Genomic DNA, 15,412 nt, shown 5'->3' with positions numbered 1-15,412 from the left:
ACTCCTTACAGAGACTGGATTTTCGCCCACACGCTGTCGTCAATGGTGATGCCGTTGCGGCGGTTCTCTTCGAGCAGACGTGTGAATTCATGACCCGGCAGTCGAACCGCGACGTTGTCATCAGCCCGCTCGGCGTTGATGATAAAGTCCATGATGCGCTGCAGTTTGGCATCGCGGGTGGGTCCGTCGATCAAACGATCGACCTCGATGGCGATAAAGATTTGTGACACGCCATATTCGTCGCTGTTGTCCTGGGTCACTTCCGCAACGGAGGATCCGTTGGAGAGCAGGGTTGCGATCATGTCGAGGACGATGGATAAGCCCGATCCTTTCCAGTAGCCCATCGGCAGAATGCGGCGGTTTTTCTCGATCACACCAGGTTCTCTGGTGAGGTGCCCTTCATCATCAAAGCCCCCATCCACCGGCAACGTGCGTCCGGCCAGGCGATTCACTTCCAGCATGCCGTAGGAGAACATTGACATCGACATATCGACCATTGTGATCGGCGTAGACGGAATCGCCACGATAAGAGGGTTAGTGCCGATGCTGCACGCTTTCGAGCCCCAGGCTGGCATGACGGCAATGGAGTTAGTCCAGCAGATCCCGATGTACCCCTTCTCTGCGGCCTGCCAGCCGTAGCTGCCGCCGCGCATCCAGTGGTTGGCGTTTCGCAGTGCCACCAGGCCGATACCGTGGTCGGCGGCCAGTTCGGTGGCGCGATCCATCATCTTTTTCGCCGTCAGGTTGCCAATCGAACGTCGGGCATCCCACTGTTCGATGGCACCCAGCGAGGTCACCCGTGTTGGCTGGGCATCAGGAATGATGTCGCCGGCATCAAGTTGCTGAATGAAACGAGGGAAGCGGTTAACCCCGTGTGAATAGACGCCCGATTCCGTGGTGCGGGCAAACATCTCCGCGCAGGCGTCGGCGGTGTCCGCTTTTACGCCGCGATCGACCAGGACCCGCCTGAACGCCGCTTTTAACTCTTCAAAGGTCACTTTCATCCCTGTTCTCCTGTTTTTGTCGGGGCAAGTGCGAGTGCTTTTTTATCGCTAAATTTCACTATGCGAAATCTGATTTCAAATATAGCGATCAAATTTTGCCAGATCAACGACATTCATGATTTTCAAAATCGATTAAAATCAACTGGTTGTGTTTTTTCTGTTGAGATCGTGAACTGAACCACACTTTGCGCTACCATCAGGACGCGATAAAAAGGAGCCATTGGATGAGCACGAAAGAGAGCGAAATGACGCAAGAAAAAGAGAGGCCAGCAGGTAGCCAGAGCTTGTTTCGCGGCCTGATGCTGATTGAGATCCTCAGCAACTACCCGAACGGGTGTCCGTTGGCCCATTTATCGGAACTGGCAGGGCTGAATAAAAGCACCGTGCACCGCTTACTGCAGGGGTTACAGTCGTGCGGGTATGTTACCCCGGCGCCTGCGGCGGGCAGCTACCGCCTGACCACCAAATTTATCGCCGTCGGGCAAAAGGCGCTGTCGTCGCTGAATATCATTCACGTGGCGGCCCCGCACCTTGAGACGCTGAATATCGCCACCGGTGAGACGGTGAACTTCTCAAGCCGCGAGGACGATCACGCCATTCTGATTTATAAGCTGGAGCCCACAACCGGTATGCTGCGCACGCGCGCTTACATCGGTCAGCATATGCCGCTTTATTGTTCGGCGATGGGCAAAATCTACATGGCGTTTGGTCATCAGGACTATGTGGCGAGCTACTGGCAGAGCCATCAGGAGCAGATCCAGCCGCTCACCCGCAACACGATTACCGAGCTGAGCGCGATGTATGACGAGCTGGCGGAAATCCGCGAGCACAGCATGGCGATGGATAAAGAAGAGAACGAGCTGGGCGTCTCCTGTCTTGCCGTACCGGTGTTTGATATTCATGGCCGCGTGCCGTACGCGATCTCCATTTCGCTCTCGACGTCCCGCATGAAGCAAATTGGTGAAAAAAACCTGCTGAAACCGCTGCGGGAAACGGCAGAGGCTATCTCAAAAGAGTTGGGTTTTAACGTGCGCGGAGCGTGACAGATGAACCGATTTATCCTGGCTGATACGGAAAAATGCATTGGCTGTCGTACCTGTGAAGTGGCCTGCGTGGTGTCGCATCAGGGAATGCTTTCTGCAGGCGCATTTACGCCCCGCATTCGGGTGGTCAAAGGTGGCGCATTCACTACGGCTGTGGGCTGCCATCAGTGTGAAGATGCCCCTTGTGCCACTGTTTGTCCGACACAGGCTATTCGCCACACCGCGGGTGCCTGGCGGGTGGAGCCGGCGCGCTGTATTGGCTGTAAAAGTTGTGTGGTAGCGTGCCCGTTTGGGGCAATGCAGGTTCAGCGGGTGGGGAACCGCGTTCAGGCGGTGAAATGTGATTTGTGCGCAGATCGCGAGGCTGGACCCGCCTGTGTGGAGGCGTGCCCAACCCACGCGCTGCGCTGCGTTGACCCCGCCAGATTACGCACCGAACGGCTGCATAATCTGGCGTAACGCGTTACTGGCTATCTTCGCGCCAGGCGTACTCAATCTCTTCGGCGAGAATTTTCACGCCCGCTTCGATTTTCTCCGGATCGGGCACGTAGTTCATGCGCATGCACTGATGCGTATGCGGCCACGGCTTATCCAGACCCGGGAAGAAGTAATCACCCGGTACCATCAACACGCCGCGCTTTTTCAGGCGCTGGTAGAGAAGCTCGGTGGTGATCGGCAGATCCTTAAACCACAGCCACAGGAAAATTGCCCCTTCAGGTTTGTGGATCAGGCAGCGTTCTTCCGGTAAGTAGCGGCGAAGAATGGCGATCGTTTCCTGTACCCGCTGGTAATAGAACGGCTTGATAACCTCGTTCGACAGGCGCAGCAGGTCATTACGTTTGATCATTTCGCACATCATCGCCGGGCCGATTCCCCCCGGGGAAAGGCTGATAATGCCGTTCATGTTGGTAATGGCGGTGATGATTTTTTCATTGGCGATGATGATCCCGCAACGGCTGCCCGGCAGACCCAGCTTGGAAAGGCTCATACACAGGACGATGTTCGGGTTCCACAGCGGACGTGCTTCGCTGAAGATGATCCCCGGGAACGGCACGCCATAAGCGTTATCAATCACCAGCGGGATGTCGTGCTGATTCGCCAGCGCATCCAGCTTCATCAGTTCGTCGTCGGTGATGACGTTGCCCGTTGGGTTGGTTGGACGTGATACGCAGATCATGCCCGTCTCTTCACCAATATGCAGATGTTCAAAGTCGACGTGATATTTGAACTGGCCTTCTGGCAGCAGCTCAATGTTCGGGCGCGCCGAGACGAACAGATCCTCTTCGAGGCCGGAATCGGCATAGCCGATGTACTCTGGCGCCAGCGGGAACAGCACTTTTTTGGTGGTGCCGTCGGCGCGACGGCCTGCGAAAAGATTAAACAAGTAGAAAAATGCGCTCTGACTGCCGTTTGTCAGTGCAATATTCTGTGGTTCGATATCCCAACCCAGCTCTTTGCGCAGCATTTTAGCAAGCAGTGTCAGCAGTTCGGTTTTACCTTGTGGGCCGTCGTAGTTGCAAAGCGCATCGGTTGCTTTCCCGCTTTCCAGCATCTGAGCCAGCAGCGTCTGAAAATAGGTGTTCATCTCCGGGATTTGAGCCGGGTTTCCGCCGCCGAGCATGATGGCGCCTGGTGTGCGCAGCCCGTCGTTGAGGTCCTCCATCAGGCGAGTAATGCCTGAATGGCGGGTGAATTTGTCGCCGAAAAGTGAAAACGTCATAGCAGGTGATCTGTCGAGCTTATTTTGAAAGTGGGTAACCATAACGCTAGCACCGTGCTGGTGCAAATCGAGAGATGCGGTCGGGATTGTTGTTTTATGTGGTGGGAAGGTATTTAGGTAGTGGATTGTTCTGGTGAAATATCCCTCTCCCGGAGGGGGAGAGGGAACCGGTTTGCGTCGTTATTGATTACCCGCCCACACCACCATGACCTTATCGCCATTGTGCTCGCGAACGAAGCCGTAGCCTTCTTTCAGCGACAGCGTGGTTTGTTTGCCTTCACCTATTGCGGGATGCCGGGCGCGGAACTGGCCCAGAACCTGCCAGTGGGCGACGGTTAAGGCCTGCTTGCCCGTCACGTCCTGCCAGTTCATATCCGAGCGGGTGCCCTGTAATGGATCGGACCCTGTCGGTCCGAATGGCCGCTCGGATTCATCGCCGTAGTAAATTTGTACGCTGCCCGGTGCGAGCAGGAGCAGCTCTGCGGCACGCTGGCCGCCTTCACGGAAAAGGCGTGTGTCATGCGACGAGAGATAGCTCAGGACATTGAAGCTTTGCAGTTTTTCCGCCATCTGCTGCCAGGTCAGGTCGATGTCCGCCAGACAATCTACCGCTTTTGCTGCCTGCTCCTGATAATCAAAGTTGATCATCGCGTCAAACCCGTGGCGGTAATAATCGCTTTGCATCACGCCGTGGCCCCATGACTCGCCGGTCATCCAGAACGGGGTATTGTCGAGTTTTTTGTCGGGGTTCGCGCCTTTCCAGGCTGCCAGCGCCTGGCTTGCCTGATCTTTCAACTGCTGCCAGGCCTCGAGTTCCACGTGTTTTGCCGTATCCACACGGAAACCATCAATGCCATAGTCACGTACCCACTGGCTGAGCCAGTGGGTCAGGTAATCACGTGGGGTGTAGCCCGAAATGGCCTTCGCGTGGGTATCAGGTTTATGTTGGTAGAAGTTGGGTAAACCGGAAGGGGTCGTCGACTCCGTTTTCAGGTCCGGCAGGAACGCCAGCGACAGGGTTAAATCGTCGAAGCCGGGATTGTCATAATCACCAATGTCGGTGCGGATCCACTTTTTACCCCACCATTTTTCCCAGGCGGCTTTGTCGCTGAAGTTGATGTAATCGTTGAAGCTGTGCCAGCTTTGGCCTGCTCCCGGCTTCCAGTCCGTCCAGTGCTCGCCCAGCGTTTTTTTCAGTTCATCACCCTGCAGATAAAGGGCCCCAAACTGGAACGCCTGCATGTCTGCGAGCGTCGCGTAACCCGTGTGGTTCATGACGATATCAAACAGGATGCGGATACCGCGTTTATGCGCTTCATCGACAAGGTGGCGTAAATCATCTTCGGTGCCCATGTTGGCATCAAGCGTGGTCCAGTCCTGGGTGTAGTAGCCATGATAGGCGTAGTGGGGGAAGTCACCTTTGGTGCCACCGCCAACCCAGCCGTGGATCTGCTCCAGCGGGGAGCTTATCCAGAGCGCATTCACGCCCAGCTGCTGTAAATAATCGAGCCGGGTTGTAAGCCCCTTGAGATCGCCACCGTGGAAGGTGCCGATCTCCTGCATGCCATCTTTGTGGCGTCCATAGCTGTTATCGTTAGAGGGATCGCCGTTGACAAAGCGGTCAGTCAGCACGAAATAGACGGTGGCGTTTTGCCAGCTAAACGGCGCAGGTTTGTCGGTTTCGGCGCGTTCAAGCAGCAGCAGGCCGTTGCTGTTGGCGGCGGGTTGCAGGGTGATTTTTCCATTCTGCACTGTTGCAGTCTGTTTGCTGTAGAAATCACGGACCACCGATCCTTCTGGGAAATCGTTGCCAACTTCAAGCGTCAGGGGCTTACCGTCCCACTTCGGACACTGGCGGGTAACGTTTGCAACCGACGGTTCCGCTGCGCTCTGAATAGTCAGCATCAGTGTGGGCGTACCGGAGCGGGTATCCACACGCATCTGATACTCGCCGTCGCGGAACAGTCGCCACTGCGGCGGCGTGCCGTCACATTTTTTAAGCGACAGCATCTCATTGAGTTTTATTGCATCCGTTGGCTGCCAGCACGTGTTGTCAAAACTCAGCGTAAGAGGGCGAGTACCCTTCGCAAGCTTTGCCTGGCTGGTAAATATCCCGGTACCTTCGGCGCTAAAGGCGTTGAAACCCGGTGATGACCAGTCAGCATGAGCCAGTGTGGGTAACATCAGAAAAGCTAATGCGGTGCGTTTCATTCCATTTTCCTGTCGCGGCATTTTTGACCAGTGTGCCATCAGGTGTGGGGTAAAAACTCATCCCCCAGGGCTTTCTGCAAGGATGACGCGTGAGGATGAGTGATCCCGCGCAAAATTAGGAAGTTATCTGCGAGTTCGCGCACAATTTTTCAGAGTTGATGCTTATGTGAGCAGGTTTCAGGTGACATAGTTTCGGAATTGGACTATTTCTATACGTGCTCTTGCAGTCTATTTTTGTTATGATTTGAGATTCCGCTCTCAAATTTGTGAAAAAAATAAGGTGTTGGAATGTTTATATCCGACCAGGAGACCTAATGATATCGACTCCCATTCGACGATATGGGGCCGCGATACTCATGTTACTCACCATGGCATTTTCGGGTGAGGTGCTTGCGAAGACGCACACGGATACAACGAGTAAGAAAGCCCACGTAATAAAGACAACAAGTAGTAAGGTTAGCAGTAAACAAGAGTATTCTCGCAATAGTGCAAAGAGTAGTTCACTTCCTGATTTGCGAAAATACCCTTCCGGAACACCAAGGAAAAAAGCGTTTCTCCGGACGGTAATGCCTTACATCACAAGTCAAAACGCCGCGATTACTGCGGATCGTAACTGGTTGATTGCCAAACAGTACGACAGCCGTTGGTCGCCATCAGAACGCGCGCGCCTGAAAGATATCACCAAACGCTACAAGGTGAGCTGGAACGGTAACACGCGCCGTGTGCCGTGGAACTCTCTCTTAGAGCGTGTCGACATTATCCCGGGGAGCATGGTTGCGACCATGGCTGCAGCCGAAAGTGGCTGGGGTACCTCGAAACTGGCGCGTAATAACAACAACCTGTTTGGTATGAAATGTATCAAGGGGCGTTGTAACAATGCACCAGGTAAGGTGAAAGGTTATTCTCAGTTTGAATCGGTGAAAGATTCTGTGAATGCCTACGTGGTGAATCTGAACACGCATCCGGCCTACTCATCGTTCCGTAAATCGCGCGCTCAGCTGCGTAAAGCGGATCAGGAAGTGACGGCCAGCACGATGATCCACAAGCTGAAAGGTTATTCGACCAAGGGACAGAGCTATAACAACTATCTGTTCGCGATGTACCAGGATAACCAGCGCTTAATCGCCGCACATATGTAATTCAAAAAAACGCCTTCCATCGGAAGGCGTTTTCTTTTCTCTTTTTTCTACATCATCACTTCGCTGTGACGCTCCCGGTACTCTTTTGGCGTACTTTCATACTCCTTTCGGAACACCGAATAAAAATATTGCAGCGACGGGTAACCGCACATCTGTGAGATTTCGTTGATCGACAATGAGGTGGAGATCAGCAGGCTGCGTGCTTTCTCCAGTTTCTCGGCGTGGATGACCGCATGAATGGTTTCGCCCACTTCCTCTTTAAACCGCTTCTCCAGATTCGAACGGGAAATGCCCACCGAGTCCAGCACCTGATCGACCTTAATCCCTTTGCAGGCGTTGTTGCGAATGTAGTGCATGGCCTGAATAACTGCCGGGTCGCTTAAGGAGCGGTAATCCGTTGAACGGCGTTCGACTACGCGGACTGGGGGAACCAGTAAGCGCTGAAGCGGCAACGCTTCTTTATCCAGCAGACGATGCAGTAACTTCGCCGCCTGATAGCCCATCTGCCGCGTACCCTGTGCCACGGACGAGAGCGCCACGCGAGAGAGGTAACGCGTCAGCTCCTCGTTATCGATGCCAATGACGCACAGTTTTTCCGGCACCGGAATGTGTAAATGTTCGCAGACCTGCAAGACGTGGCGGGCACGAGCATCCGTAACGGCAATGATGCCGGTTTGCGGCGGCAGGGTTTGCAGCCAGTCCGCCAGTCGGTTTTGCGCGTGCTGCCAGTTTTCCGGCGCGGTCTCCAGCCCCTGATAAACCACGCCGCGGTACTTCTCCTGCGCGACAAGCTGGCAGAAAGCATGTTCGCGCTCAACTGCCCAGCGCTTGCCGCTGGTTGACGGTAGACCATAAAACGCGAAGCGATGGACGCCTTTCTCTTTCAAATGCAGGAAGGCGGTCTCAACCAGCGCATGGTTATCGGTGGCGATATAGTGGACCGGCGGATAGTGCTCGGGCGCATGGTAAGAGCCGCCGACGCCGACAATCGGAACGTCGACGTCAGTCAGCAATTGCTCAATGACGGGGTCGTCGTAGTCAGCGATGACCCCATCGCCCAGCCACTCTTTGATGTTTTCGAGACGGGTTCGGAAATCTTCTTCGATAAAAATATCCCACTCGGATTGCGACGCCTGCAAATATTCACCAACGCCCTCCACCACCTGACGGTCGTAGGCTTTGTTGGCATTGAATAACAACGTGATGCGGTGACGCTTTTCAAACATGGCTAACTTCCCAAATAAGTCACAATATTGTTATCAGGCTCGTCGCTTGGTTGCAGAGTCCATCCAGACTGCCAGCAAAAGAATGGCCCCCTTGACGATATACTGCCAAAACGTCGGGACGTCCATCATACTCATCCCGTTATCCAACGAAGCCATGATAAATGCCCCCATCACCGCGCCTGCCACGCTGCCGACACCGCCTGCGAGGCTGGTGCCGCCAATGACGCAGGCGGCGATAGCATCCAGCTCGGCGATGTTCCCGGCCGAGGGAGAACCCGCCCCCAGACGCGAGCTGAGGATCAACCCGGCGATAGCAACCATCAGGCCGTTAATGGCGAAGACGGCGAGTTTGGTGCGCTCGACGTTGATCCCTGAAAGGCGAGCAGCCTCAAGGTTGCCGCCGATGGCATAAATACGGCGACCAAACGCGGTACGCGTGGCCATAAACATCCCGGCCAGCAGCAACAGTGCCAGCAGCAATACCGGCGTCGGGACACCGCGATAGTCGTTCAGAAGCCAGATTGCGCCCAGTGCAATGACCGCAGTGAGTGCCTGACGACCGACTGTGGACGTTGACGCTGGCGATGCCAGACCCAACGCCTGACGGCGCATTCGCCCACGCCACTGCCAGGCCACAAACGCCAGCAACCCAATCACACCGAACGTAAAGCCGATGCTATCGGCGAGGTAGCTCTGACCAATTTGTGACATGGCTGCGCTGGTAGGGGAGACGGTGGTGCCGTTGGTGATGCCAATTAGGATCCCGCGGAAGGCCAGCATCCCCGCCAGCGTGACAATGAACGACGGGACTTTACGGTAGGCAACCCACCAGCCGTTCCAGGCGCCCAGCAGCAGGCCCAGCACCAGCGTAACCGCAATGGTCAGCGGCAGTGGCCAGCCAAGCCAGACGTCAAAAATGGCCGCCACGCCACCAAGCAGACCCATCATCGACCCCACCGACAGGTCGATTTCCGCCGAGATAATCACGAATACCATGCCCACCGCGAGGATGCCGGTAATGGCAGTCTGACGCAGCAGGTTAGAGACGTTACGCGCGCTTAAGTACGAGCCATCGGTCATCCAGGTAAAGAACAACATGATGGCAATAATTGCCGCGATCATCACGAAAACCTGCAGGTTCAGCGCTTTTAGCCCGGCAAACGCGCCGGGCGTCGGAACAGCGACTTTAATATCAGACGGATTGCTTTTCGACATGACGTTCGCTCCTTAAAGCGGCTTCCATCACCTGCTCCTGCGTCAGGTTCTGGTTAATCAGATTGGCTTTCAGTTTTCCCTCGTGCATGACCAGCACGCGATCGCTCAGGCCGAGCACTTCGGGTAACTCAGACGAGATGACAATGACGGCAATCCCTTGCTGTACAAGCTGATTAATCAGTTTGTAGATTTCGTACTTGGCGCCGATATCGATCCCACGCGTCGGCTCGTCCAGGATCAATATGCGTGGGTTGAGGAGCAGGCAGCGCGCCAGGATTGCCTTCTGCTGGTTGCCCCCGCTCAGGCGTCCAATGGCCAGTTCCGGGGAGGATGTTTTGACCTTGAGTCTGGCGAGCGACTGGAGAATGCACTGCTGCTCAGCAGCATCATCGAGGCTGCTCAGCGCACCGGAGAACCGGTCAAGCGCGGCAAGCGTGATGTTTTTACCCACCGCCATGACCGGGACGATGCCATCTTTCTTGCGATCTTCCGGCACCATGGCGATACCGTGGGCAATCGCCTGCTGGCAGTTCTCGATTTTTACCGGCTGTCCGTCGATAAAAATACGGCCTTCCCAGCGGCCCGGCCACACGCCAAACAGGCACTGGACGGCTTCAGTGCGCCCGGCCCCGACTAACCCCGCAATACCGAGGATTTCGCCGCTGTGAAGGGAAAACGAGACGTCATTAACGCGCTTGATGTGGCGGTTAACGGGATGCCACGCGGTGAGGTTTTCCACGCGTAACACTTCGTCACCCGTGGTGTGCGGTTCGTTTGGATAGAGCGCCGTGAGCTCGCGCCCCACCATCATGGTGATAATGTCATCTTCACTCATGCCGGCAGCTTCACGTGTGCCGATGTGCTGACCGTCGCGGATCACACAGATGGTGTCCGAAATGGCTTTTACCTCATTGAGCTTGTGCGAAATGTAGATGCACGCAATGCCGTGGTTTTGCAGATCGCGAATGATATTGAGCAGGACGGCCGTTTCCTGCTCGGTGAGGGAGGCCGTTGGCTCATCGAGGATCAGCAGCCTTACCTGTTTGTTCAGCGCCTTGGCGATTTCAACCAGCTGTTGTTGCCCGAGGCCAAGATCACCGACGCGCGTATCCGGGGAAATCGCGAGACTTACCTGGGCCAGCAGTTTTTCACAGCGTAGCGTCATGGTGTCGTAATCCAGTACGCCATGACGTGAAATTTCGGCCCCCAGAAAAATGTTCTCCAGCACGGTGAGGTGCTTCACCAGCGCCAGCTCCTGGTGGATGATGGCGATGCCTTTGCGTTCGGTATCGCGAATGTGTGTCGCCTGAATCACTTCACCGGCAAAGACAATTTCGCCTTCGTAACTGCCGTGCGGGTAGATCCCACACAACACTTTCATCAACGTCGATTTGCCCGATCCGTTTTCGCCACACAGCGAGACCACTTCGCCGGGATTGAGCCGCAGACTGACGTTGTCGACCGCTTTCACCGCGCCAAAGCGCTTGGTGATGCTTTTCATTTCAAGTAAATAAGGCATAACTGCTCCACATGACCCGAGGGAAGAACAGTACAACTCGATGCGCCCCCGCAGAGCAGGGGCGCGCTGGATTACAGTTCACTCTTCTTGTGGAAACCGTCTTTAATGACGGTGGCGTCAATGTTGTCTTTATTGACTTCAATGGGGGTGAGCAGACGAGCCGGAACATCTTTAAGCCCGTTATTCAGCGTCGCGTCTGCCTTAGGTTGCTTACCATTTCCCAGCTCCACGGCAATTTCCGCCGCCGTATTCGCAAGCTGGGTAATCGGTTTGTAGACGGTCATGGTTTGTGTGCCTGCCATGATGCGTTTGACGCCCGCGAGGTCGGCATCCTGACCCGAAATAGCCACTTTTCCTGCCAGCCCCTGGGCGCTGAGTGCCTGGATTGCGCCCCCTGCGGTGGCATCGTTGGATGCGACGACAGCATCGATTTTGTTGTTGTTGGCGGTTAAGGCGTTTTCCATGATTTTCAGCGCGTTTTCTGGCAGCCAGCCATCCGCCCACTGATCGCCGACCACTTTAATCTTACCGCTGTCGATATACGGCTTCAGGACTTTCATTTGCCCTTCGCGGAACAGCTTGGCGTTGTTATCAACCGGCGAGCCGCCCATCAGGAAATAATTGCCCTGAGGTACTTTGTCGATCAGGCTTTTAGCCTGTAATTCACCCACTTTTTCATTGTCGAACGAAATATAATAATCGATATCCGCATTATTAATCATGCGGTCATAGGCTAAGACTTTTATGCCTTCTTGTTTGGCTTCTTTAACGACGTTACTTAATACCTGGCCGTTATAAGGGATAATGACCAGCACATCGACGCCGCGGTTGATCATATTCTCAATTTGCGACATTTGCGTTTCTTCGTTGCCGTTCGCGGATTGCACAAACACATTCGCGCCAAGTGATTCCGCTTTTTTCACAAAAATATCGCGATCTTTCTGCCATCGTTCAAGGCGCAGATCGTCAATCGCCATGCCAATTTTGACTTCCTTGGCATGTCCGGCAAAGCTTGCAAGGAGGAGCGTAGTGCAGAGAGTAAGGGACAGGTTCTTTATCTTCATAATTATAGGGCCTTTTTGTAGGGGTATGTGTTGCTGAGATAAAAGAAACATTCACTGCTGGGACGCAGCAAATTTTTAACGGGGAAAGGCGGGCTGGCAATTACAGATTTTTATCTTCGCATTATGATATTTGGTTTATTTCTGAATTTATGACCGCGATCGAACTTTAAAATACGTAACGTCTTAATTACATTTGATTATGGAAGAGGGACCGAAAAATAGTTTGCCTGCACATTATTTTGCGAGCCAGCGCACAGTTGTGCATTCTCTCAATAGCAGTGTGAAATAACGTAATTGAGCAAGCCAAAATGTCTATTCACTATTACTCCTGTATCAACGACTCGCCGCATACCCTGATTATGGAGCTCAATATGCAAGCTTATTTCGACCAACTCGATCGTGTTCGTTACGAAGGCCCGAAAACAACCAATCCTTTAGCATTTCGTCACTACAACCCGGATGAGCTGGTGCTGGGTAAGCGCATGGAAGATCATTTGCGCTTTGCCGCCTGTTACTGGCATACCTTCTGCTGGAACGGAGCCGATATGTTCGGCGTGGGTTCCTTTGACCGTCCATGGCAGCAGCCGGGTGAGGCCATCGAGCTGGCGAAGCGTAAAGCCGATGTCGCCTTTGAATTCTTCCACAAACTGAACGTGCCGTACTACTGCTTCCATGACGTGGATGTGTCGCCGGAAGGCGCCTCACTGAAAGAGTATCTGAACAATTTCGCGCAGATGGTGGATGTGCTGGCGGCTAAACAGCAGCAAAGCGGCGTGAAGCTGCTGTGGGGCACGGCCAACTGCTTTACCAACCCACGCTATGGCGCGGGTGCGGCAACCAATCCGGATCCGGAAGTGTTTAGCTGGGCGGCAACGCAGGTGGTTACCGCAATGAACGCCACGCATCAGCTGGGGGGCGAAAACTATGTGCTGTGGGGCGGTCGTGAAGGCTATGAAACCCTGCTCAACACCGACCTGCGTCAGGAGCGCGAGCAGATTGGCCGCTTTATGCAGATGGTGGTCGACCATAAACACAAAATCGGTTTCCGCGGTACGCTGCTGATCGAACCGAAGCCTCAGGAACCTACGAAGCACCAGTACGACTACGACGTTGCTACCGTGTACGGCTTCCTGAAACAGTTCGGCCTGGAAAAAGAGATCAAAGTTAACATTGAAGCCAACCATGCCACGCTGGCCGGCCACTCTTTCCATCACGAGATCGCGTCTGCTATCGCGCTGGGTATCTTCGGTTCTGTTGATGCTAACCGCGGCGATGCGCAACTGGGTTGGGATACCGACCAGTTCCCGAACAGCGTGGAAGAGAATGCGCTGGTGATGTATGAAATTATCAAAGCGGGTGGTTTCACCACCGGCGGGCTGAACTTCGATGCCAAAGTGCGCCGTCAGAGCACCGACAAATACGACCTGTTCTACGGCCATATTGGCGCAATGGATACCATGGCGCTGGCGCTGAAAGTCGCCGCCCGTATGATTGAAGACGGTGAACTGGATAAACGTGTCGCGAAGCGTTATAGCGGCTGGAACAGTGAGTTGGGTCAGCAAATTTTGAAAGGCCAGTTATCGCTTGCGGACGTCGCGAAGTACGCTGAACAACATCAACTGGCACCGCAGCATCAGAGCGGGCATCAGGAGCTGCTGGAAAACCTGGTTAATCACTACCTGTTTGATAAATAACAGCGAGTAGATAATAACGTAAGCCCGGTAAGCGTCGCGCCACCGGGCATTTCTGTTAAAGGAGTCACCGAATGTATATCGGGATTGATCTTGGCACATCGGGTGTGAAAGCCATCCTGTTAAGCGAGCAGGGCGACGTGTTAGCAACGCAGACAGAAAAGCTGCAGGTCTCACGTCCGCATCCGCTATGGTCGGAACAGGATCCGGAGCAGTGGTGGCTGGCAACGGATCGTGCAATCAAAGCGCTAGGTGAACAGCACAGTCTGCGTGACGTCAAAGCCCTCGGCATTGCCGGGCAAATGCACGGCGCGACGTTACTGGACAGTCAGTATCACGTTCTGCGACCGGCCATTCTCTGGAACGATGGTCGCTGTGCAGAAGAGTGCGCACTCCTTGAAGAGCGAGTACCCACCTCCCGCAGTATTACCGGCAACCTGATGATGCCCGGTTTTACCGCACCAAAGTTACTGTGGGTACACCGCCATGAGCCGGAAATTTTCCGTCAGGTGGCGAAAGTTTTACTGCCAAAAGATTATCTGCGTTTTCGCATGACGGGTGGTTTCGCCAGCGACATGTCTGACGCTGCCGGCACGATGTGGCTCGACGTGGCCAAGCGTGACTGGAGCGAGGCCATGCTCGATGCCTGCCACCTGACTCGCGAACATATGCCAGCGCTCTATGAGGGCAGTGAGATAACGGGTACCTTACAGCCTGCCGTCGCAGAACGCTGGAATATGCCCGCTGTCCCGGTGGTGGCCGGTGGCGGTGACAACGCGGCGGGTGCCGTGGGGGTCGGGATGGTGGAAGCCGGGCAGGCGATGCTTTCGCTGGGAACGTCTGGCGTCTATTTTGCGGTCAGCGATGGTTATCGCAGTAATCCTGAAAGTGCCGTTCACAGTTTCTGCCATGCGCTGCCGGGAAAATGGCATCTGATGTCGGTTATGTTGAGCGCCGCCTCTTGCCTTGACTGGGCCGCGAAACTGACCGGGATGGCTGATGTTCCGGCACTGATTGCTGCTGCACAGCAGGCGGATGAAAGTGCGGGTACCGTCTGGTTTTTACCCTATCTTTCCGGCGAGCGCACGCCGCATAACAACCCGGAAGCGAAAGGGGTGTTCTTTGGGTTAACCCATCAGCATGGCCCGGCGGAACTGGCTCGTGCTGTTCTGGAAGGCGTGGGATATGCCCTGGCGGACGGAATGGACGTGGTACATGACTGCGGTGTGACGCCGGCGAGTATCACCCTGATTGGCGGCGGTGCGCGTAGCAGCTACTGGCGCCAGATGCTGTCTGATATCAGCGGACTGCAGCTCGATTTTCGTACCGGTGGTGATGTGGGGCCTGCGCTCGGTGCAGCGCGACTGGCACAGATTGCCATGAACCCGGAAACGCCGCTTTCTCAGCTGTTACCGCAGCTTCAACTGGAACAGGCGCATCTGCCTGATGCGGCACGTCATGCGCGTTATGCGCAAAGACGCGAGGTCTTTCGCAAAATCTACCAACAGCTGCTGCCGCTGATGTCGTAAATACGGTTGTCTGTCAGAGGCACGAGGTTGTCCTTTTTTGGTCTGTGCGGG

Annotated in this window: 12 protein-coding genes; 5 read left to right on the top strand and 7 right to left on the bottom strand. The window is 54.7% G+C overall.

The annotated features are described in order from the left end of the window. Positions 1-5: 5 nt before the first annotated feature. Positions 6-1,004 (bottom strand): 3-dehydro-L-gulonate 2-dehydrogenase, encoded by a 999-nt coding sequence (gene yiaK, locus L466_RS21825; RefSeq protein WP_032679989.1) that lies wholly within the window; start codon positions 1,002-1,004, stop codon positions 6-8. A gap of 224 nt (positions 1,005-1,228) precedes the next feature. Here yiaK and yiaJ point away from each other — a divergent pair, with 224 nt between their 5' ends. Both yiaJ and L466_RS21835 read left to right on the top strand, forming a co-directional pair. Next, positions 1,229-2,047 (top strand): IclR family transcriptional regulator YiaJ, encoded by an 819-nt coding sequence (yiaJ, locus tag L466_RS21830; RefSeq protein ID WP_020882654.1) that lies wholly within the window; start codon positions 1,229-1,231, stop codon positions 2,045-2,047. 3 nt (positions 2,048-2,050) lie between these two features. Next, positions 2,051-2,506 carry a 4Fe-4S binding protein gene (locus L466_RS21835; protein ID WP_032679988.1) on the top strand — a complete coding sequence of 152 codons (456 nt, stop codon included), beginning with the start codon at positions 2,051-2,053 and terminating at the stop codon, positions 2,504-2,506. A gap of 4 nt (positions 2,507-2,510) precedes the next feature. Here L466_RS21835 and avtA read toward each other — a convergent pair whose 3' ends face one another. Next, positions 2,511-3,767 (bottom strand): valine--pyruvate transaminase, encoded by a 1,257-nt coding sequence (avtA, locus tag L466_RS21840; RefSeq protein WP_032679986.1) that lies wholly within the window; start codon positions 3,765-3,767, stop codon positions 2,511-2,513. 180 nt (positions 3,768-3,947) lie between these two features. Further along, complete coding sequence (locus L466_RS21845; RefSeq protein ID WP_032679985.1) at positions 3,948-5,978, bottom strand: alpha-amylase; 2,031 nt, start codon at positions 5,976-5,978, stop codon at positions 3,948-3,950. Positions 5,979-6,292: 314 nt separating this feature from the next. Here L466_RS21845 and L466_RS21850 point away from each other — a divergent pair, with 314 nt between their 5' ends. Next, the gene (locus tag L466_RS21850) at positions 6,293-7,117 is read left to right on the top strand and encodes a protein bax (protein ID WP_020882650.1); all 825 of its coding nucleotides are present in this window, start codon (positions 6,293-6,295) and stop codon (positions 7,115-7,117) included. A 47-nt stretch (positions 7,118-7,164) separates the two neighbouring features. On the opposite strand, the gene xylR is transcribed toward L466_RS21850, so the two are convergent. From xylR to xylF, 4 genes are all read right to left on the bottom strand, one after another. Then, a complete protein-coding gene (gene xylR / locus L466_RS21855; RefSeq protein WP_020882649.1) occupies positions 7,165-8,343 on the bottom strand; it encodes a D-xylose utilization transcriptional activator XylR in 1,179 nt (392 codons plus the stop codon). Positions 8,344-8,376: 33 nt separating this feature from the next. Next, a complete protein-coding gene (gene xylH, locus L466_RS21860; RefSeq protein WP_032679984.1) occupies positions 8,377-9,558 on the bottom strand; it encodes a xylose ABC transporter permease XylH in 1,182 nt (393 codons plus the stop codon). Next, complete coding sequence (locus tag L466_RS21865) at positions 9,536-11,077, bottom strand: xylose ABC transporter ATP-binding protein (RefSeq protein WP_020882648.1); 1,542 nt, start codon at positions 11,075-11,077, stop codon at positions 9,536-9,538. Before L466_RS21865 ends, xylH begins: the two co-directional genes overlap by 23 nt. 71 nt (positions 11,078-11,148) lie before the next feature. Next, complete coding sequence (gene xylF, locus L466_RS21870; RefSeq protein WP_032679983.1) at positions 11,149-12,141, bottom strand: D-xylose ABC transporter substrate-binding protein; 993 nt, start codon at positions 12,139-12,141, stop codon at positions 11,149-11,151. A 371-nt stretch (positions 12,142-12,512) separates the two neighbouring features. Here xylF and xylA point away from each other — a divergent pair, with 371 nt between their 5' ends. After that, entirely contained in the window at positions 12,513-13,835 is a 1,323-nt protein-coding gene (xylA, locus tag L466_RS21875) for a xylose isomerase (RefSeq protein ID WP_086462926.1), read from the top strand. A 71-nt stretch (positions 13,836-13,906) separates the two neighbouring features. Then, positions 13,907-15,361 carry a xylulokinase gene (gene xylB / locus L466_RS21880; RefSeq protein ID WP_032679982.1) on the top strand — a complete coding sequence of 485 codons (1,455 nt, stop codon included), beginning with the start codon at positions 13,907-13,909 and terminating at the stop codon, positions 15,359-15,361. Positions 15,362-15,412 lie beyond the last annotated feature (51 nt).

Origin of the sequence: Enterobacter sp. BIDMC 30, assembly GCF_000534355.1 — a bacterium.
Taxonomy (GTDB): domain Bacteria; phylum Pseudomonadota; class Gammaproteobacteria; order Enterobacterales; family Enterobacteriaceae; genus Enterobacter; species Enterobacter ludwigii.
Note: the sequence above shows the minus strand (reverse complement) of the source record. Positions and strands in the feature narration are given on the sequence as shown.

Bases quoted from the DNA above. Each gene is read 5' to 3' on its own strand.
- xylR (WP_020882649.1), bottom strand. From the start codon at position 8,343: ATGTTTGAAAAGCGTCACCGCATCACGTTGTTATTCAATGCCAACAAA.
- xylH (WP_032679984.1), bottom strand. From the start codon at position 9,558: ATGTCGAAAAGCAATCCGTCTGATATTAAAGTCGCTGTTCCGACGCCC.
- L466_RS21835 (WP_032679988.1), top strand. From the start codon at position 2,051: ATGAACCGATTTATCCTGGCTGATACGGAAAAATGCATTGGCTGTCGT.
- xylB (WP_032679982.1), top strand. From the start codon at position 13,907: ATGTATATCGGGATTGATCTTGGCACATCGGGTGTGAAAGCCATCCTG.
- yiaJ (WP_020882654.1), top strand. From the start codon at position 1,229: ATGAGCACGAAAGAGAGCGAAATGACGCAAGAAAAAGAGAGGCCAGCA.
- L466_RS21845 (WP_032679985.1), bottom strand. From the start codon at position 5,978: ATGAAACGCACCGCATTAGCTTTTCTGATGTTACCCACACTGGCTCAT.
- avtA (WP_032679986.1), bottom strand. From the start codon at position 3,767: ATGACGTTTTCACTTTTCGGCGACAAATTCACCCGCCATTCAGGCATT.
- L466_RS21865 (WP_020882648.1), bottom strand. From the start codon at position 11,077: ATGCCTTATTTACTTGAAATGAAAAGCATCACCAAGCGCTTTGGCGCG.
- xylF (WP_032679983.1), bottom strand. From the start codon at position 12,141: ATGAAGATAAAGAACCTGTCCCTTACTCTCTGCACTACGCTCCTCCTT.
- yiaK (WP_032679989.1), bottom strand. From the start codon at position 1,004: ATGAAAGTGACCTTTGAAGAGTTAAAAGCGGCGTTCAGGCGGGTCCTG.
- xylA (WP_086462926.1), top strand. From the start codon at position 12,513: ATGCAAGCTTATTTCGACCAACTCGATCGTGTTCGTTACGAAGGCCCG.
- L466_RS21850 (WP_020882650.1), top strand. From the start codon at position 6,293: ATGATATCGACTCCCATTCGACGATATGGGGCCGCGATACTCATGTTA.